The 17329-nt window shown below is 69.2% G+C and carries 18 protein-coding genes; 11 read left to right on the forward strand and 7 right to left on the reverse strand.

The annotated features are described in order from the left end of the window. Positions 1–15: 15 nt before the first annotated feature. Both D7Y04_RS30840 and D7Y04_RS30845 read right to left on the reverse strand, forming a co-directional pair. On the reverse strand, positions 16–1701 hold the full coding sequence (locus D7Y04_RS30840) for a DUF4091 domain-containing protein (protein WP_121761605.1): 1686 nt from the start codon (positions 1699–1701) through the stop codon (positions 16–18). Between the two features lie 36 nt (positions 1702–1737). Further along, the gene (locus D7Y04_RS30845) at positions 1738–2544 is read right to left on the reverse strand and encodes a DUF3108 domain-containing protein (RefSeq protein WP_120596543.1); all 807 of its coding nucleotides are present in this window, start codon (positions 2542–2544) and stop codon (positions 1738–1740) included. 293 nt (positions 2545–2837) lie between these two features. On the opposite strand from D7Y04_RS30845, the gene D7Y04_RS30850 reads away from it, so the two are divergent. Next, positions 2838–3056 (forward strand): hypothetical protein, encoded by a 219-nt coding sequence (locus D7Y04_RS30850; protein ID WP_120596544.1) that lies wholly within the window; start codon positions 2838–2840, stop codon positions 3054–3056. Positions 3057–3063: 7 nt separating this feature from the next. On the opposite strand, the gene D7Y04_RS30855 is transcribed toward D7Y04_RS30850, so the two are convergent. Beyond that, positions 3064–3732 carry a YggS family pyridoxal phosphate-dependent enzyme gene (locus D7Y04_RS30855; protein ID WP_121761606.1) on the reverse strand — a complete coding sequence of 223 codons (669 nt, stop codon included), beginning with the start codon at positions 3730–3732 and terminating at the stop codon, positions 3064–3066. Further along, the gene (locus tag D7Y04_RS30860; RefSeq protein WP_120596546.1) at positions 3729–4322 is read right to left on the reverse strand and encodes a nucleoside triphosphate pyrophosphatase; all 594 of its coding nucleotides are present in this window, start codon (positions 4320–4322) and stop codon (positions 3729–3731) included. Before D7Y04_RS30860 ends, D7Y04_RS30855 begins: the two co-directional genes overlap by 4 nt. Positions 4323–4386: 64 nt before the next feature. On the opposite strand from D7Y04_RS30860, the gene D7Y04_RS30865 reads away from it, so the two are divergent. Then, positions 4387–5487, forward strand: a complete 1101-nt coding sequence (locus D7Y04_RS30865) for a sensor domain-containing diguanylate cyclase (protein WP_120596547.1) — start codon at positions 4387–4389, stop codon at positions 5485–5487. On the opposite strand, the gene D7Y04_RS30870 is transcribed toward D7Y04_RS30865, so the two are convergent. After that, positions 5488–7065 carry a SurA N-terminal domain-containing protein gene (locus D7Y04_RS30870; RefSeq protein WP_120596548.1) on the reverse strand — a complete coding sequence of 526 codons (1578 nt, stop codon included), beginning with the start codon at positions 7063–7065 and terminating at the stop codon, positions 5488–5490. Between the two features lie 230 nt (positions 7066–7295). Here D7Y04_RS30870 and mreC point away from each other — a divergent pair, with 230 nt between their 5' ends. Genes mreC through D7Y04_RS30895 form a run of 5 tightly spaced genes read left to right on the forward strand, consistent with a single transcriptional unit; the run spans position 7296 to position 12508 of the window. Further along, positions 7296–8162, forward strand: coding sequence for a rod shape-determining protein MreC (gene mreC, locus D7Y04_RS30875; protein WP_121761607.1), 867 nt, complete (start codon positions 7296–7298; stop codon positions 8160–8162). Further along, positions 8159–8659, forward strand: a complete 501-nt coding sequence (locus tag D7Y04_RS30880) for a hypothetical protein (RefSeq protein ID WP_120599957.1) — start codon at positions 8159–8161, stop codon at positions 8657–8659. Before mreC ends, D7Y04_RS30880 begins: the two co-directional genes overlap by 4 nt. After that, a complete protein-coding gene (gene mrdA / locus D7Y04_RS30885) occupies positions 8656–10713 on the forward strand; it encodes a penicillin-binding protein 2 (RefSeq protein ID WP_120574928.1) in 2058 nt (685 codons plus the stop codon). The genes D7Y04_RS30880 and mrdA overlap by 4 nt, the downstream gene beginning before the upstream one ends. A 7-nt stretch (positions 10714–10720) precedes the next feature. Next, a complete protein-coding gene (gene rodA, locus D7Y04_RS30890; RefSeq protein ID WP_169825988.1) occupies positions 10721–11848 on the forward strand; it encodes a rod shape-determining protein RodA in 1128 nt (375 codons plus the stop codon). An 18-nt stretch (positions 11849–11866) separates the two neighbouring features. Next, on the forward strand, positions 11867–12508 hold the full coding sequence (locus D7Y04_RS30895; RefSeq protein ID WP_121761609.1) for a PilZ domain-containing protein: 642 nt from the start codon (positions 11867–11869) through the stop codon (positions 12506–12508). Positions 12509–12524: 16 nt separating this feature from the next. On the opposite strand, the gene D7Y04_RS30900 is transcribed toward D7Y04_RS30895, so the two are convergent. Next, positions 12525–12866: a hypothetical protein gene (locus tag D7Y04_RS30900; RefSeq protein WP_120599954.1), complete on the reverse strand. Its 342-nt coding sequence runs from the start codon at positions 12864–12866 to the stop codon at positions 12525–12527. A 438-nt stretch (positions 12867–13304) separates the two neighbouring features. After that, the gene (gene trxA / locus D7Y04_RS30905) at positions 13305–13631 is read right to left on the reverse strand and encodes a thioredoxin (protein ID WP_120599953.1); all 327 of its coding nucleotides are present in this window, start codon (positions 13629–13631) and stop codon (positions 13305–13307) included. A gap of 176 nt (positions 13632–13807) precedes the next feature. Here trxA and D7Y04_RS30910 point away from each other — a divergent pair, with 176 nt between their 5' ends. The 4 genes from D7Y04_RS30910 to hemC are packed head-to-tail and all read left to right on the forward strand — an operon-like array spanning position 13808 to position 17322. Further along, complete coding sequence (locus tag D7Y04_RS30910) at positions 13808–14170, forward strand: hypothetical protein (RefSeq protein WP_120574933.1); 363 nt, start codon at positions 13808–13810, stop codon at positions 14168–14170. Between the two features lie 55 nt (positions 14171–14225). Continuing rightward, a complete protein-coding gene (locus D7Y04_RS30915; RefSeq protein ID WP_120594188.1) occupies positions 14226–15038 on the forward strand; it encodes an inner membrane protein YpjD in 813 nt (270 codons plus the stop codon). Between the two features lie 2 nt (positions 15039–15040). After that, entirely contained in the window at positions 15041–16384 is a 1344-nt protein-coding gene (gene hemA, locus D7Y04_RS30920; RefSeq protein WP_121761610.1) for a glutamyl-tRNA reductase, read from the forward strand. Beyond that, positions 16381–17322 carry a hydroxymethylbilane synthase gene (gene hemC, locus D7Y04_RS30925; protein ID WP_120594190.1) on the forward strand — a complete coding sequence of 314 codons (942 nt, stop codon included), beginning with the start codon at positions 16381–16383 and terminating at the stop codon, positions 17320–17322. Before hemA ends, hemC begins: the two co-directional genes overlap by 4 nt. Positions 17323–17329 lie beyond the last annotated feature (7 nt).

Consider the following 17329-nt stretch of genomic DNA (forward strand, 5'->3'; position numbering starts at 1 on the left):
CCCAGGGGGGAGTGACTACGGGGTTCCCCCGGAAGTCCGACGTCCGGAGCGCTTCGCTTGTTCAGCCGATTTCCGCTTCACGATGCGCTCGGTCACTTCCTTGCGCACCGCTTCCCATTCCGCCGGGTCCCGCGTGATTTCGTATCCGGACTTCGCCAGCCGCTTCGCCGCCGCCCTGGCGAAGGCGCCATCGCCCAGGGAGGTGAGCAGGCGCAGGTATTCGTAGTCCTCCAGGCCGTCACGGATGTGTTTCAGTCGCAGGGAGACCACGGGTTGGTGCTGCGTGCCCCCCAGCTTCGCGGGCGTGCCCGGGTAGAAGAGGGTGCCGTCGCCGTTGCCGCCGAACTCGAAGAGGTCCGCCCAGACATCCTTCTTCGTGTTGTAGGCGAAGACGGTGTCGAAATAGAGCTCGCCGTCCACGCCGCTTTCGAAGGCCAGCGGGCCCATGGCGCGGTTGAGCGGGGCGGGGTGGTCCACCATGTACGACGCCCAATCGCTGTACGCCTTGTCCAGCGCCTTGTCCGGCGGCGGGCCGCCCGTGCAGCCGTGGGCCATACAGCTCTGGTACCACCACACCTTCGCGCGCGAGCTCAGCTTCGTGCGAGCGGTCGAGGCGTTGGCCACGTTGTGGCACGTCTGCGGGCCTTCGCGCGGGTAGAAGCAGTTGATGATGGGCGTGAGGATGTCCACGGAGCCCATGAGCGCGGGATTCAGCGACGTGGTGACGAGCACCGGGATGTCCCCCCCCGCGTCGCGCACGCGCTTGGACTGCGCCTTCACCAGCGGGAAGTCCGCGGGCTTGGGTTCGTCCTTGGCGTAGAAGAAGAGCTGCGCCTTCCAGCCCTTGTCCTCGAAGTGCTTCTGGAAGGCGCGGTAGTACGCGCTCTTCTCCGCGTCCGTGGAGGCCTTGCGGTTGTCACGCACGTCCGCCGTGGTGAAGCGCGCGCCGGAGGGCAGCACGCTCCCGTCCAGGAAGGGCCCCATCTCCGCGTCGTACGCGGTCCAGTCCAGCACCGCGCGGCCGTCCTGGAACTTCACCGGCGGCGGGTCCATGCCCATGCCGTGCGCGCTCACGCGGTGCTCCAGCAGCGTCTTGCCGTACTCGCGCAGGAGCGCCTTCGCCTCCGCTGACTCCGCCGGGATGCCGTGCCCCTTCGCGATGCTGTACAGCGAGATGCCGAAGCTGTTGGGCAGCGACGACGTCGCGGGCAATTCGAAGGGCTGCACCTCCACGCGGAAGGGGACGGCCGGCAGGTCCTTTCCATCCACCGCCGCGCTCAGGCTCCCCGCATAGGTGCCCGGGGCCTGCTTCGCCGGAACGCAGACCTCCACGTAGACGACCGTCGGATGTCTGGGATTGGCGGGCGCCGACAGGGGCACCAGCGCGTCAGGCCACGGGCCCGTCTTGCCCTCGCCGTTGGAGGGCGTCTTCACGTCCAGGTAGGCCTCGCGCCACGCGTCCACGGTGAGCGGCGCGCCCGGCCCCTTGAGGGCCAGGGGCTTCATCGTCACGCGCGTCACGCCCTGGGGGAGCACCAGCTGCGTGCCCTCGCATTCACCCCGGGCCGCGCTGAGGCGGGCCTCCTTCGCGCCCTTCGGCGTCGCGTCCGGCCGCACCTTCACCAGCGGCGACACCACCTGCACGCCACCCGGCGCGGCGGAAAGCGCCGCCGCCACTGCCCATGCCCAACCCACGCCCATGCCCCCTGCCTTCCCCTGGTTGGCGGACGACTCTTTTCAGTCGCCCGAGTTGTCTGCCCGGGCCACCGCCACCACGCGGCCCGGCTTGTAGTCCGTCAGCTCCGCCACGACGGTGCCCAGCGCGAAGTCCGCTTCGATTCGCACCGGCACGTGATGCGCATCCGCGCTGAGGTACGCCACCATGTCGCGCTTGGATTCCAGCTTGCCGCCGAAGTCGGTGTGCACGCGCACGCGGAAGGTGTCTCGCGCTCCCGCGGGCGTCGTCACCGTCTCGCGGCCCTCCACCGTGGCGCTCATGGTGAACTGCTTGCTGCCGGTGAACACCGGGTATGAAAAAGAGCGGCCCACCACCAGCTCCTGGCCGCGCAGCGCGAACGTCGCGCCCGCCACGTCCATGGTGCCCTCGGGCAGCGTGTGCTCGGACTCGCGCGGCGGGTCGCTCTCCTTCTGCTTGATGACCTTCGCGCCCGCTCCGTCCGCGGAAAGCTGGATGCGCTGGCGGCGGCGCTTGCGGTTCTCTTCCGAGTGCAGGTCGCTTCCCGTCACCCGCTGGGTGCCCGCGTCCCAGTACGACACGAAGCGGCTCTTGAGCGGGTAGACGCCCACCAGGTCGTCGGACTTCGCCATGGACACGATGGGCCACACGCTCTGGCCCCACTGCGTCATGGGCGCGCCCACCGTCACCGTCGCCGTGCCGGCCGTCAGCCCCAGGTAGCGCACCCGGTACTGGGCCTGCTCACCCGGGCCGAACGCCGCGCCGGTGGGCTCCTGGGCATGCGCCAGCGTGGACCCCATGAGTCCCACCATCGCCGCCGTGAACCCCCACCTGGACAGACTGCGCATCGGGTGTGCTCCCTTGCTTGCAAGTTAGGTGGCCGGCCCGCCCAAGCCAACCGTGCCCCTCAACCGCCCCCACCACCGGACATTTCCAGGACGGGCGGCCGTGGGACAGCATTCAAAGCCGTCCGGCTGCCCTCCGGACGCGCCTGGGAAAGACTGACAGGGGACGGAAATGGCGGCCCGCAGGGGTACACGCCCGCAAGGGTCGCTGACAAATGGCGGACAGTCCGGCGCGCCTGCCTGGATGCCCAGCAGGGCACCCCCGGACGCAAGGCCCGGTGCTAGCGTCCAGGGCCATGGCCAACGACTTCCAATTCGACGACGACGACTTCGCCAAGGAGGCAGGCGCCGGCGGCAGCCGCGTGTTGAAGGAGTTCGACTGTCCCGGCTGCAACGCCAACAACCCCGTGGACGAGACGTTCACCGACGGGGACGAGGTGCGCTGCAACTACTGCGGCTGCGAGTACAAGGCGCTCGTCAACCAGGAGGGGCGGGTGCGGTTCCGCGAGCTGTGAGCGGGCTTCAGGCGCGCTCGCCGAAGATGGCGGTGCCCACGCGCACGGCGGTGGCGCCCTCCAGGATGGCCTGCTCGAAGTCGTGCGTGGTGCCCATGGACAGGGCCGTCAGCGCATGCGTCGCCGCCAACTCGCGCAGCCGGGCGAAGCCCTCGCGCATCCGCGACACGTCGTCCGTGGGCGGCGGCAGCGCCATCAGCCCCACCACCTGGAGGTTCGGCAGCTCGCGCACCTGCGACAGGAAGTCGCCCAGCGCGTCCGGGGTGAGCCCGTGCTTGGTGTCCTCGCCGCCCAGGTTGAGCTCCACGTAGCAGGGCAGGGGAGGCGTGCCCGCTCTCCGCTTGGACAGCTCCGTGGCGACGTCCAGCCGCTCCAGCGCGTGGAAGGCGTGCGCGACGCGAGCCACGTACTTCACCTTGTTCGTCTGCAGCGACCCGATGGCGTGCCAGCGCAGGCCGTCCAGGTCCTTGAGTTCCTCTGCCTTGTCCCGCAGCTCCTGGGCGTAGTTCTCCCCGAAGTCGCGCTGCCCCGCCGCGTACGCCTCGCGGATGAGCGCAGAGGGCTTGAGCTTGGACACGGCCACCAGCGTCACCGACGACTCCGGCCGCCCCGCGCTCGCGCAGGCCTTCGCCACGCGCTCACGCACCCGCGCCAGGCTGTCCGCCACGCTGCTCATCGCTGACCTTCCGTCCAGGGCAGCGGCATGCCCACGCGCTTCAGCAACGCCAGCGTCTCTCCCAGCGGCAGGCCCACGACGTTGGAGTGGCTGCCGTCAATTCCCTGCACCAGGAAGCCGCCCTTGCCCTGGATGGCGTAGGCGCCCGCCTTGTCCAGCGGTTCGCCGGTGTCCGCGTACCAGGCAATCTCATCCGGCGAGAGCGTGCGAAAAGTCACCTGCGTGCGAACCACCTGGGAGTCCCGGGCACGGCCCGCCACCGCGATGCCGGTGAAGACCTCATGGATCCGGCCGGACAGCCGGGCGATCATCTGCCGTGCCTCCGCCGCGTCCCGGGGCTTGCCGAGCAGCTCCGACCCCAGGGCCACGGTGGTGTCCGCGGCCAGCACCCATGCGTCCGGGTGTCGGGTGGCGACCGTGCGAGCCTTCTCCACGGCCAGCCGAAGCACGTAGTCCGACGCAATTTCTCCGGCCATCGGCGTTTCATCGATATCCGCCGCCGCCACGGTGAAGCGAAGGCCCAACTGGGCCAATAAATCCTTGCGCCGGGGCGATGCGGAGGCGAGAACGAAGCGTTCGGTTGGATCCATGGGCGGGTGCGGGATGTTTCGCGCTCGCGGGCCTTAGCAGACTTGCGCTCCAGAGGGCACCTCGATGAACCCCGCGGACCTCCTGTCGGCCATGAAGCGGACAGTGGAGCAACTGGCCGCCTACAACGAGATGGCCAAGGCGCTGACCTCCACGTTGGAGCTGCGCGAAGTGCTCGCGCTGGTGATGCAGAAGGTCAGCGCACTGCTCAAACCGCGCAACTGGTCGCTCATCCTCCAGGACGAGCGCAGCGGAAAGCTCTACTTCGAAATCGCCGTGGGGGAGGGCGCCGAAGCGCTCAAGGGCCTCCAGCTCAATCCGGGGGAAGGCATCGCCGGGGCGGTGTTCTCGTCGGGCGTCGCGCGGCTCGTCCACGACGTGGCCGGCGACTCCAGCTTCGCGCCCCGCTTCGATGAGGCCTCCGCCTTCCACACCCGCTCGCTGCTCGCCGTGCCGCTGGTGGCGCGCGAGCGCGTGCTGGGCGTGATTGAGCTGGTCAACGGCCCCACCGAGCCCGGCTTCACGCATGACGACCTCACCGCCCTGTCCGCCATCGCGGACTACGCGGCCATCGCCATCGAGAACGCGCGCAACTTCCGCCGCGTCCAGGAGCTCACCATCACGGACGAGCACACCGGCTGCTTCAACGCGCGGCACCTGCGCGCGCAGCTGGAGCAGGAGGTGAAGCGCTCGGCGCGCTTCCGCCACCCGCTGTCGCTCGTGTTCCTGGACCTGGACCACTTCAAGTCCATCAACGACCGGCACGGGCACCTGGTGGGCAGCGCCACGCTCAAGGAGGTGGGGGACCTGCTCATCAGCCTGGGCCGCCACAACCTGGACGCCGTCTTCCGCTACGGCGGCGACGAGTTCGCGGTGATGTTGATTGAGACGGACACGGAAGGGGCCCAGGTCATCGCCCAGCGCATCTGCGAGGCGTTCCGCGGCCAGCACTTCCTGCGCGAGCAGGGGCTGGACGTGGCGCTCACCGCGAGCGTCGGGGTGGCCTCCTTTCCGGAGCACGCCACCACTTCCACGGACCTCATCCGCGCGGCGGACTTCGCCATGTACGCGGCCAAGGGCCGGGGCCGGGACCGCATCGCGGTCTCCGAGGCCCCTTCGGCGGAGGGGACCCCGCTGGAGGTCCCCTACGCCCGCTCCGGCGGGTGATTACCCCGCGGCGCCCAACACCGAGTCGATGGCCTCGTTGTTGGTGACGACGTTGCCGCTCTTCTTCAGCGACTTGAGGAAGGACTCCGTCAGCTCGATCTGCTTGGCCTGACGGGCCTGGGTGCGCAGCTCCTCCTTGCGCTTGTCGAAGCCCGCGGTGTCCGGCTTCTCGCGCTCCACCACCTGCGCGACGATGTTCGCCTCGCCCACGGTGAAGACCTCGCCCAGCACCGCCGGACCGCTGGCCTCGAAGGTGGCCTTCACCAGGCCCGGCGCCGGACCCAGGTGCGGCACGGAGTCACCCTGCGCGGTGAAGCTGTCCGTCTCCACGGCCTCCGGCTTCGTCTCCGCCTCGAAGCGCAGCAGCGCGGGCTGCTGGCCGGCGGGGACCGGGAACTGCTCCTTCAGGGACTTGCCGGCCTTCGCCGCGGCCAGGGCCTTGTCGGCCTCCGCCTTCGCCAGCCCCTTCGCCTGCTCCTGCTTGTAGAGGCTGGTGGCGATTTCGCCCTTCACGTCGTCCAGCTTCTTGGCCTGGGCTTCCTTCTTCTCGTCGACCTTCACCAGGTGCACGCCCAGCGCGGACTCCACCGGCTGCGTCACTTCCCCGGCCTTCAGCGCGAACGCCGCGTCGGCCAGCGCCGGATCCCACGTGGTGCGCTCCACCCAGCCCAGCTCGCCGCCCTTCAGCTTGGTGGCGTCGTCGTCACTGCTCGCCTTGGCCAGCGTGGCGAAGTCCTTGCCGCCATCCAGCTCCTTGCGCAGGCCTTCCGCCTTCGCCTTCGCCTGGGCCTTCTGCTCGGGCGTGGCGTCCGGGGCCACCTTCACCAGGATCTGGCGGGCGCGGATCCGCTCCGGCACGTTGTAGACGAAGCTGTTCGCCGCGTAATAGTCGGCGATCTCCTTCTCGTGCGTCTTCTGGAACTCCGCGAGCTTCGCGGGCGTGGGCGCGGGGACCTTGTCCGCGAACATCGTGGGCAGGAAGCGGGCGAACACCAGCTTCGCCTGGTTGCCTTCCTTCTCGTAGCGGGCGCGGACCTCGTCGTCCGACACCACGGCGCCCGTGCGCACCACGTCCAGCATCTTCTGGGCGGCCATCTGCCGGCGCAGCTCCTGCTCGTACTCCTGGGGCGTGCGGCGGTAGAAGTCGCGCAGCACCTGCTGGTAGCGGGCGAAGTCGAACGCGCCTTCCTTGCTGTGGAAGTCGGTGTTCTCGTGGATGAGCTTGCGCAGCTCCTCATCCGACGGGGTGATGCCGTGGCGCTCCGCCGACTGGGCGAGCAGCTCCGCGTTCACCAGCCGGTCGAGTACCTGCTTGTCCAGGCCGAACTGCCGGGCCACCGACTCCGGGATGGGGTTGCCCTGCGAACGCAGGAAGTTCATCTGTCGCGACCAGGCCATGCTGAAGTCGCGTACAGGGATCTCCTTGCCATTCACCGTGGCCACCGCGCTGGCGGTGGGCGCCTGGCTGCCCTTGTCCGCGAACCCGTTGCTGCCAGGGCCGAACTGGAGCGTGAACACCACGGCGATGCCGATGATGAACAGGAGGGAGAAGACCTTCCGGGGATTCAAACCGTCCATTGTGGTCACTTCACGGTCGGAAGCGCCCGCGAATCACCTTGCGGAAGGTCTCGCGGCGCCGTGTTGTTGGTAGCCCGGCCGGTGGGGATGCATGAGTGTCAACACCCCCTCATCCGGGCCTTGACTGCCTAGGACAACAGACCGGAAAATGCAAGCGATTCAGCCAGCTTAGCCCGACCCTCTCCCCCTTCCATCCGCGTCCTTCGCCCACCCCGGGAAAGCCCCCGTCCGTGCTGTCTCTTCTCAAGCGGTACCGCCGCTTCCTCCTCGTAGCCGCCCTCCTCCTGTACCCCCTCGGCGCCTTCCTGCTGGGCGGGCGGAGGGGCCGCGACCCGAACTTCGTCGACCGGGGCGTCATCGCGCTCACGGCCCCCGTGCAGCAGGGACTCACCGCCGGCATCGACGGCGCCGTGGCCGCGGTCCGCAACTACCTGGACCTGCGCGGCGTCCGTCAGGATAATGACGCGCTGCGCCTGGAGAACCTGCAGCTGCGGGCGACGGTGCAGGCCCTGGGCGAGTCCCGCTCGGAGAATGGGCGGCTGCGAAAGCTGCTGGCGTACGCGGAGGCCGTGCCCGGGCCGGAGATTCCGGCGCGGGTGGTGGGCGTCAATCCGGTGGCCAAGCTCCTGTCGGTGCGGATCAGCAGCGGGGAGAAGGACGGGGTGTTCCGCGGCATGTCGGTGGTGACGCCGGACGGGATTGTCGGGCAGGTCATCCGGTCCACGGGCGGCTACGCGGACGTGGCGCTGGTGACGGATCCGCAGAGCCGGGTGGCGGTGCGGGTGCAGCGCTCGCGGGCCCGAGGCACGGCGGCGGGCGCGGGCAGCGGCCCCCTGACGCTGGAGAACATGCTGCGCACCGAGGACGTGGAGGACGGCGACCTCATCATCACCTCCGGCACGGATGGCATCTATCCTCCGGGGCTGGTGGTGGGGCGGGTGACGCAGCTGGAGAAGAAGGAGCACGGCATGTTCCAGGGCGCGGACATCACTCCCGCGGTGGACACCAGCCGGCTGGAGGAGGTGTTGGTGGTGGGCAGTCCGTACAGTGACATGACCGCCATCGGCGGGGCCTCCACGGAGGGCACGCAGAAATGAAGTTCCTGGTGACCGTCATCCTGGCGCTGGTGCTGCTCACGCTGGAGTCCGTGTTCGTCCAACAGGCGGGGCTGGTGCTGGGCCGCGTGGACGTCACGGTGGTGCTGGTGGCCTTCCTCGCGCTCCGGGCGAGTCTCACCGAGGGGGCGTGCTCCGCCTTCGCGGTGGGCTACCTGCTGGACCTGATGAGCGGCCAGCCCACGGGCCTGTTCACGTTCCTCGCGGTGTTCACCTTCCTGGTGGGCCGCCTGGTGGCGTCGTTCGTGGACGTGCGAGGGCCCGTGGCCTTCGCGCTGTTCGCCATGGGCGCGGACCTGGGGCACGCCCTCTTGTCCACGTTCTTCACGTGGCTCACGCTGAAGGACGGCTCCACGGCGCCGCTGCTCTCCGGCATGCCGGTGCAGCTGGCGCTCACGGGCGTGGCGGCCCTGTTGCTCTTCCCGCTGTTCAAGCGGTTTGAAGTGGCGCAGGAGCGCCCGGCGGGGTTGCTCCGTTGACGCCTCCGACCATTGGCAACACCACTCCAGGCCGGGACCTGAAGCGCCGCTTCCTGTGGCTGGGCCTGGCCATGTCGCTGGGCATGGTGGCGCTGGCCATCCAGCTGTACCGGCTCCAGCTCATCCGCCATGAAGAGTACGCCGCCAAGAGCGTGGCGAACTTCGTGAAGGAGGTGCGCCTGCGCGCCGACCGCGGCGTCATCAAGGACGCGCGCGGCACCATCCTGGTGGACAGCCGTCCGTCGTTCGACGCCTTCGTCACGCCGGCCTTCTGCACGGACTGCTTCGAGCAGGTGATTCCCCGCCTGGGTGAGCTGCTCCAGTGGGACCCCGAGCAGCGCAAGAAGATTGAAGACCTGGTCCGCTCGAGCCGCCGCAACGCGCCCTTCCAGCCGGTGCCGGTGCGCGTGGACCTGACGCGCGACGAGTACGACCGGCTCAACGCCCGGCGCGACATCCTGGACGGCGTGGAGGTGGTGCCCGTGCCGCACCGCAACTACCGCGCGGACACGGTGCTGTCGCACGTGCTGGGCTACATGAACGAAATCACCCAGGAGGAGCTGGAGCGCCTCAACGGGGACGGCGCGAAGTACGCGCTGGGCGACTACATCGGCCGGCGCGGCCTGGAGCGCTACTTCGAGTCCAAGCTGCGCGGGCGGGACGGCGTGCGCAAGGAAGTGGTGAACGCGCGCGGTCAGACGATTGAAGAGCTCAACGACAAGCTGGGGGAGAACGCCGTCATTCCTCCCACGGCCGGCAGCAACGTGGTGCTCTCCATCGACATGCGCCTCCAGGAGGAGGCGGAGCGCGCGTTCCCGGGCGTGACGGGCGCGGTGGTGGCCATCGACGTGAACACCGGCTTCATCAAGGCGCTGGTGTCCCGCCCCGGCTTCGACCCCAATCTCCTGACGGGCCGCGTGACGCCGTCGCAGATGGCCACGCTGGCGAGGGATCCGCTCCACCCGATGATCAACCGCGTGGCCGCGGAGCACTACAGCCCGGGTTCCACGTTCAAGGTCGTGACGCAGCTGGCGGCCTTCAAGTCCGGCGCGTTCCGGCCGGAGACGGTGGTGCACTGCTCCGGCGGCTACCGGCTGGGCGCGCGCGTGTGGCGCTGCCACAAGGACAGCGGCCACGGGCCCCTGGACGGCCGGGGCGCCATGAAGGCGTCGTGCGACGCGTGGTTCTACAAGGTGGCGGACACCATCGGCCTGGACCCCATCGCGGAGATGGGCAAGTCGCTGGGCCTGGGCCGCCCCACCGGCATCGGCGTGGTGGCGGAGGTGCCGGGCATCATGCCGTCCAGCGCGTACCACGACAAAGCCTCGCCGGGCGGCTACACCAAGGGCATGGCGCTCAACAGCGCCATCGGGCAGGGCGACGACAACGTGACGCCCCTGCAACTGGCGCTCGTCTACGCGGCCGTGGCCAACGGCGGGAAGCTCTACAAGCCGCAGATGGTGCAGCGGCTGGAGAACCTGGACGGGCAGGTGATGGAGGAGTTCAAGCCGGAGGTGGTGTCTCAGACGGACATCAACCCCGCGCACCTGAAGGCCATCGTGGAGGGCCTGGAGGCGGTGGCGCAGGAGCCCGGCGGCACCGCGTACCGCGCGAAGCTCAAGTCGGGCCTGCCCGCGGACTTCCTGGTGGCGGCCAAGACGGGCACCGCGCAGGTGGCGCGCATCGGCGCCGTGCGTCTGAAGACGCACCAGATGAGCTACTTCGAGCGCGACCACGCGTGGTTCGCCGGCTTCGCCCCCGCGAACAAGCCGGAGCTGGCCGTGGTGGTGCTCAACGAGCACGGCGGCCACGGTGGCGTGGACGCGGCGCCCACGGCGCTGGCCGTGATGAAGAAGTACTTCGAATTGAAGGCGCAGGACGCGACGTCACCGCCGCCCCGCGCCAACCAGCCCTACACGCCGTCGCTGCCGCCGGCGCCCAGCCTGGATGAAGCCTCGCTCACCCGCGCGGTGCCGCCGCCCAAGGTGAACCTGCCGGGAGAGCCCATCCAGCCGCCCTCGGAAACCGGAGACGACAGTGCAACTGCGGATTGAGCGCCGGATGATGCCCCACGTGCCGTGGGGGCTCGTCGTGTGCGTGCTGGGCGTGTGCGCGCTGGGCATCTGGAACCTGGCGTCCGCGTCCCGGCCCCCCATGGCGCCGGTGTGGACCAGCCAGGCGCTCTACCTGGGCGTGGGCCTGGGCGCGGTGCTGATGGTGTGCCTGGTGGACTACCGCTGGATTCAGCGGATGGCCTTCCCCATCTACGTGCTCAACATCCTGGCGCTGCTGGCGTTGCGGCTGGTGGGGCATACGGCCAAGGGCGCGGAGAGCTGGTTCGTCATTGGCCCGTTCCGCCTTCAGCCCGCCGAGTTCATGAAGATTGGCGTCGTGCTGATGCTGGCCAAGGTCTACCACGACGACTTCCAGCCCAATCAGCCGTCCTACGGCATCGTGCGGCTGTGGAAGCCGGTGCTGGTGGTGATGGTGCCCTTCACGCTGGTGCTGGTGCAGCCGGACCTGGGCACCGCGCTGATGATCTTCCTGTCCTCCGGGACCGTCATCCTCTTCGGCAAGGTGCGCTGGTACCTGGCCGCCACCATCGTGGCGGGCGTGCTGGTGGGCGGCCTCATCATCTGGAACGACTACGTCCGGGAGATGCCTGAACCTCGCAGCACCGTCGTGCGCCACTACCTCAAGAAACACCAGAGCCAGCGCATCTCCGGGTGGTTGGACCCGGAAGCGGACCTGCGCGGCAGCGGCTATCACGCCGCGCAATCCAAGATTGCCGTGGGCTCCGGGGGTCTCACCGGCAAGGGCTGGCGTGAGGGAACCCAGACAGGTCTGCGCTTCCTGCCGGAACAGCACACGGATTTCATCTTCTCCGTGTGGGCCGAGGAGCACGGCTTCTTCTCTTGTCTCCTGTTGCTCGTGCTCTACGGCGGCATCTTCATTCTCGGGCTGGGCGTGGGATTCAGTGCACGAGACCGTTTTGGAGCGTTCGTTGCGGTGGGGGTGGTGGCCACACTTTTCTGGCAGGTGTTCGAAAACATCGGCATGGTCATTGGCCTGTTGCCGGTGACGGGCATCACGCTGCCCCTCATGAGCTACGGCGGCTCCTCGATGCTGTCGGTGATGTTGTGCATCGGGCTGCTGGTGAACATCAGCATGCGCCGTCACATGTTCTGACGGCCGCGGAGGCTTCCGATGGTGGTGCAGAGGAAGGGTGTGACGACGGCGAAGGCCGGCACGGCGGTTCGCGGGCCGGAGGACACGCAGACACCCCGGCCGTTGGTTCCGCCGGTGGGCGCTTCACGCAACGTGCCCCTGCCCGGCGCGGTGCCCCGCATCGAAATGAACCAGGGGGAGCCGGAGCACCGGCACTTCCCGCGCGCGCAGCTGGCCACGCACTTCGACCTCTGGATGGAGGATGACGCGGGCGGCCGGCGCTTCTCCGCCGGGCTCACGTCCGTGAACGTGAGCGTCAGCGGTGCCTTCCTCGCGAGCACCTTCTTCCTGCCCATGGGCTCGGTGGTGCGCGCGCGCTTCGCGCTGGAGGAGGGGGCCGCCCCCGTGGAGGCTCGCGCGGAGATTGTGCGGGAGGAGCGTGGCCCGGAGGAGGAGGGCCGCAGCGGGTTCGCCCTGCGCTTCCTGGACTTCTCAGGTCAGACGGAGGTGGCGCTCGCCCGGCTCTTCCTGGGCATGCGCCTGAGGGCCTTCACCGAGGACTACCTCAAGTCCCAGCGCGCCCGCTCCCTGCCCAATGAGCTGGAGCGGGTCATCGACGTGATGGCGGCCTGGGAGCTGCTCAAGGCCACCACGCCCGGAGACCCCTGGCGCGGCGAGTAGGGCCCCGGTCCGGGGTTCAGGCGGGCTTGCCGGTGGCGATCTGCCTGCGGCGTTCGGCCTGGTAGTGCGCGGAACACAGACCCTTGGAGCGCTGCTCGCGGGTGCAACCACTCACCGTGCAGCGGCGGTCCATGGGCACCGGCCCGCCCGCCACCGTCTTGGGGGGACGGCCGCGGCGGCGACCCGCCATCACCGCGCCATTGCCCGGCGACGGCGCGACGGCGCCCATGCTCGGCATTCCCGTGTTCAGCGCGCGCAGCATGCCGCGGCCGATGGCATCACCCAGGGCCTCCGCCCACGACGTCAGGGCAGGGGTCAGCGGTGCTTGCGAGGTCAATTCTTTGCGAAGGCGTGCCATGAAAACTCCTGTAGAAACTCGCCAATCAAGACAGGCGTGTACTCGCGACTTCTGTCTGTTGTGGCGAACTCTGTCAACAAGACATGTTGGGGTCGTGTTTGACTCGTAATGCAATTTCAATGTCTGTTGAACAAAACACGACGGGAGGATCGTCCAGCCGTCCCTGTCGGGCGTTTGTCTCAAGGGCAGAGAAATGTCTGCGTCAGGGGGCAACCTGCACCCGGTACGTGAAAGCCCTTACCGTCGCGGTGAGTTGTCTTTCTACAGACATATCGAACCGCCAGGCATGTCACGCCAGGGTGTCTGGTTGGGAGCCCAGACGCAGCGTCCCCTCTCACCGGGCGCGGAGTCTGGCGGTGAGAGCCAGCGGCGCCGAGGGTGGGAGGGGACGAAGGAGACGGCCGCGAAGCGCGGGCCCGTCACCGGGAACACACGCGCTTAGAGACTCTTCTTGATCGCGTCCTCGATGCGCGACTTCGGCACCGCGCCGACAATCTGCTCCACGACGACGCCGCCCTTGAAGAGCAACAGGGTGGGGATGGAGCGGATGCCAAACTGCTGGGGCGTGTCCTGGTTCGCGTCGATGTCCATCTTCGCGAACGTCACCTGGCCCTTGTACTGGGCGGACAGCGCCTCCACGGAGGGCGCGATGGCGCGGCAGGGCGCGCACCAGGTGGCCCAGAAGTCCACGAGCACGGGTTGTTGAGAATCCAGGACCTGCTTCTGGAAGTCCGAATCACTGATGTTGATCACGTCGCCAGCCATGTCGTCACCTCGTGTCTACTGCTTGAGTAGGATACGTCCTGAGCTTCGCGTCCGGCGGGTGCCACGGGGGGGCGGGAAGGCCGGGCCGCTTCCGGTGGAACGGATGCCGCATCTGGCCGGAGGTTGCACCCCATTTCCAGGCCCGCCGGACATGAGGGTGGTGTAGTCTGGGGGGCGTGACGAAGCTCTTCCTGTCCCAGGCCCAGCTCGAGGAGTGGGCGCTGGAGGACAAAGCAGACCTGCGCGAAGGCCGCCTGGTGGTCGCCGCCGAGGGTGGGAGCACCTGGCCGCTCACACCCGCTGTCCACGTGGTGCAGCTCGTGTCCGGGGAGGACACGCACCAACTGGTATCCCGGGTGAAGACCGAGGAGCAGCTCGGCCGGCTGGGCGCCGAACAGATGGCCGACTCCATCCTGGTCGGGGACTCCGCGTACGAAGTCGTTCCGGGTTATGTCGCGGAGGTGGGGGCGCCCGCACCCGAGCGCAAGCCCAATTCGGAGACCGACCTGCTGGCGGCCTTCATTCTCAATAAAATGTAAAACGGGCTGAGGCAGGACTGAATGCCTCCTCGGCCGGGGTTATGAGCCTGCCGCCATGAGCCATACGCTCGTCTCGCTCGCCTGCCACGCCTACGGCCTGGCCGCGCTCGTCTACCTCGCCTTCCTGGTCCGCCAGTCCCAGGTGCTCGCCGTCACCGGCCGGGTGCTGGTGGGGACGGGGCTGCTGATGCATTGCGTTGCGCTCATGGGTCTTCTGAGCGCGCAGGGGGGCCGGTTGGTGGGTCCCGCGCAGGGCATGTCCACCTTCGCCTTCCTGCTGCTGGCGCTCTTCCTGGCGCTGGATGTGCGCTACCGCAAGCCCGTCATTGGCGCGTTCCTCACTCCGCTGGCGGTGGCGGTGCTGCTCATCGGAATGCTGTTGCACGGCGGGTCCACGCCGCTGCCGGACGCGGTGCGCCAGCCGCTGTTGCCGGTGCATGTCACCATCGCGCTGCTGGGCATGACGGCCTTCGGCGTGGCGGCAGGGGTGGGGGTCATGTACCTGCTGATGGAGCGGGAGGTGAAGGCCAAGCACTTCGGGCTGCTCTTCTCCCGGCTGCCGTCCCTGGAGTTCCTGGACACGCTCAACCGTCGGCTCGTGCTGTGGGGGTTCATCGCGCTGTCGCTCACGCTGGCGACCGGCGCCCTGTTCACCACCACGTTGAGGGGGCTCACCTGGGCGCTTGAAGCCAAGCACGTGGCGACGTTCGTCGCCTGGGGCGTGTTCGCCGCGCTCGTCAACGCGCGCATCTTCGCCGGCTGGCGTGGCCGGCGGGTGGCGCTGCTCACCATGGCCGGCTTCTGCCTGGTGCTGGTCTCCTTCCTGTCGTCCTACGATCTGTCCGCCGCTGGCCCGGGGATGCCGTAGCCATGGAATTCATCTGTATCGGCGTGTCACACCGCACCGCGCCCCTGGGCGTCCGCGAGCGGCTGGCATTGCCTGAAGCCCGGCAGACGGAAGTGTTGCAGCGGCTGGCGCAATCGCCCGTGGAGGCGCTCTGGGTGTCCACGTGCAATCGCGTGGAGGTGTACCTGGCGGCCCCCAGCGCGGAGCTGGCGCGGGAGCGCGCGCGGGAGACGCTGCACTCGCTGGGCGGCGCGGAGGCGCTGGAGCACCTGTACGAGCACCAGGGCGAGGCGGCGCTCGTGCACCTGTTCCGCGTGGCGTCCAGCCTGGACTCCATGGTGCTGGGCGAGGCGCAGATTCTGGGGCAGGTGAAGGACGCCTTCGAGCGCGGTCAAGGCGCGGGCGCGGTGCGCGGTGAGTTGACGCGTGCGTGCGCGGCGGCGTTCGGATGCGCCAAGCGCGTGCGCACGGAGACGGCGGTGGGTCGCGCGGCGACGTCCATGGCGTCCGCGGCCGTGCAGCTGGCGAGCAAGGTGTTCGACGGGCTCAAGGACAAGACCGTGCTGGTGGTGGGCGCGGGAGAGATGGGTGAGCTGGCGGCGCGGCATTTGAAGAACGCGGGCGCCGGGAAGCTCATCGTGACCAACCGCACGCTCGCCCGCGCGGAGGCGCTGGTGGCGGAGGTGGGCGGTGTGGCGAAGCCCTACGAGGAGCTCTTCGCGCTGCTCGGCGCCGCGGACGTGGTGGTGACGAGCACCGCGTCGCCGGTGCCCATCTTCACGCGCGAAAATGTCGGCGCGCTGGGGAAGGCTCGCAAGGGACGGCCGCTGTTCATGGTGGACCTGGCGGTGCCGCGAGACATCGACCCGGCGGTGGGGACGCTGGACTGGGTGCACGCGTACGACGTGGATGACATCCAGAAGTTCGTCGCGGACAACACCGCCGCGCGCGCGGAAGAGGCGCACAAGGCGGGCGGGCTGGTGGCGCAGGAGGTGGCGCGCTTCGCCCGGGAGCGCGCGCTGCGCGACGGCATGCCCGTGCTGGCGCGCCTGCGTCAGCGCGCGGAAGCCATTGCCCGCGCGGAGGTGGAGCGCACGCTGCTGGGCCTGGGCGACGGCCTCACCGACAAGCAGAAGAAGAGCATCGAGGCCATGGGGCGAGCCATCGTGAACAAGCTGTTGCATGAGCCCACCGCGCGCCTGCGCGCCGTGGGTCCGCAGGGTGAGGGCAACCGGCTGGCGGGCGCCGCCGCGGAGCTGTTCGGCCTCACGGAGGCGGAGGCCGCCGCCATCGCTCCGGAGGAATCCGCCGCACCCCCGCAGCAGGAGGCGCGCAACACCGTGGTGGCCACCGGGAGCCGGCGATGAAGACGGTGCGCATCGCGACGCGGGAGAGCCCGCTGGCGCTGTGGCAGGCGAATCACGTGGCCTCGCTCCTCACCGAGCGCAACCCCGGCCTGGAGGTCACCCTGGTGAAGATGACCACCGAGGGCGACCGCTTCCTGTCCGCGCCGCTATCCGCGGTGGGCGGCAAGGGCCTGTTCGTGAAGGAGATTGAGCAGGCCCTGCTCGACGGTCGCGCGGACGTGGCGGTGCACAGCCTCAAGGACATGACGTCGGTGTTCCCGGAAGGGCTCATCCTGGCGGCGGTGCCGGCGCGCGAGGACCCGCGCGACGCATTCTGCAGCCCGGATGGGCACACGCTGGCGATGCTGCCCGCGGGCGCGAAGGTGGGCACGTCGTCGCTGCGCCGCAGCTGCATCCTGCGCGCGCGCCGGCCGGACCTGGAGATCGTCTCCCTGCGCGGCAACGTGCAGACGCGCCTGCAGAAGACGCGTGATTTGCAGCTCGCGGGCGCGATGCTCGCGGCGGCGGGACTCAAGCGCCTGGGATTGGACCACCACATCACCCAGGTGGTGCCGGTGGCGGAGAGCCTGCCGGCGGTGGGGCAGGGTGTGCTGGCCATCCAGTGCCGCGAGGCGGACGCGGACGTGCGTGCGCTGCTTGCCCCCCTGGAGGACGCCCTCACTCGCAACGCCGTGCGGGCCGAGCGCGCCTTCCTGGCGAAGCTGGAGGGCGGCTGCACCGTGCCGCTCGCCGGCCACGCCACGGTGGAGGACGGCCAGGTGTACCTGCGCGGTCTGGTGGGCCGGCCGGACGGTTCGCTGGTGGTGCGGGGCGAGGTGAAGGGCCCCATACCGGAAGCGGAGCGACTGGGCGAATCGCTCGCGGACGAGCTCCTTTCGCGCGGGGCGGGAGACATCCTGCGCGATTTCGGCCGCCGCGAAGACGCGTCCCGCGCCTAGAGTGCCG

The organism is Corallococcus sp. AB038B (assembly GCF_003668955.1).
Classification (GTDB): Bacteria; Myxococcota; Myxococcia; order Myxococcales; family Myxococcaceae; genus Corallococcus; species Corallococcus exiguus.

Excerpts from the sequence above, each read along its gene's own strand:
- rodA (WP_169825988.1), top strand. The coding sequence starts at position 10,721 with ATGATGCCCCACGTGCCGTGGGGGCTCGTCGTGTGCGTGCTGGGCGTG.
- D7Y04_RS30900 (WP_120599954.1), bottom strand. The coding sequence starts at position 12,866 with ATGGCACGCCTTCGCAAAGAATTGACCTCGCAAGCACCGCTGACCCCT.
- D7Y04_RS30860 (WP_120596546.1), bottom strand. The coding sequence starts at position 4,322 with ATGGATCCAACCGAACGCTTCGTTCTCGCCTCCGCATCGCCCCGGCGC.
- D7Y04_RS30845 (WP_120596543.1), bottom strand. The coding sequence starts at position 2,544 with ATGCGCAGTCTGTCCAGGTGGGGGTTCACGGCGGCGATGGTGGGACTC.
- D7Y04_RS30870 (WP_120596548.1), bottom strand. The coding sequence starts at position 7,065 with ATGGACGGTTTGAATCCCCGGAAGGTCTTCTCCCTCCTGTTCATCATC.
- D7Y04_RS30840 (WP_121761605.1), bottom strand. The coding sequence starts at position 1,701 with ATGGGCGTGGGTTGGGCATGGGCAGTGGCGGCGGCGCTTTCCGCCGCG.
- D7Y04_RS30895 (WP_121761609.1), top strand. The coding sequence starts at position 11,867 with ATGGTGGTGCAGAGGAAGGGTGTGACGACGGCGAAGGCCGGCACGGCG.
- D7Y04_RS30915 (WP_120594188.1), top strand. The coding sequence starts at position 14,226 with ATGAGCCATACGCTCGTCTCGCTCGCCTGCCACGCCTACGGCCTGGCC.
- D7Y04_RS30880 (WP_120599957.1), top strand. The coding sequence starts at position 8,159 with ATGAAGTTCCTGGTGACCGTCATCCTGGCGCTGGTGCTGCTCACGCTG.
- D7Y04_RS30850 (WP_120596544.1), top strand. The coding sequence starts at position 2,838 with ATGGCCAACGACTTCCAATTCGACGACGACGACTTCGCCAAGGAGGCA.
- D7Y04_RS30855 (WP_121761606.1), bottom strand. The coding sequence starts at position 3,732 with ATGAGCAGCGTGGCGGACAGCCTGGCGCGGGTGCGTGAGCGCGTGGCG.
- hemC (WP_120594190.1), top strand. The coding sequence starts at position 16,381 with ATGAAGACGGTGCGCATCGCGACGCGGGAGAGCCCGCTGGCGCTGTGG.
- hemA (WP_121761610.1), top strand. The coding sequence starts at position 15,041 with ATGGAATTCATCTGTATCGGCGTGTCACACCGCACCGCGCCCCTGGGC.
- D7Y04_RS30865 (WP_120596547.1), top strand. The coding sequence starts at position 4,387 with ATGAACCCCGCGGACCTCCTGTCGGCCATGAAGCGGACAGTGGAGCAA.
- trxA (WP_120599953.1), bottom strand. The coding sequence starts at position 13,631 with ATGGCTGGCGACGTGATCAACATCAGTGATTCGGACTTCCAGAAGCAG.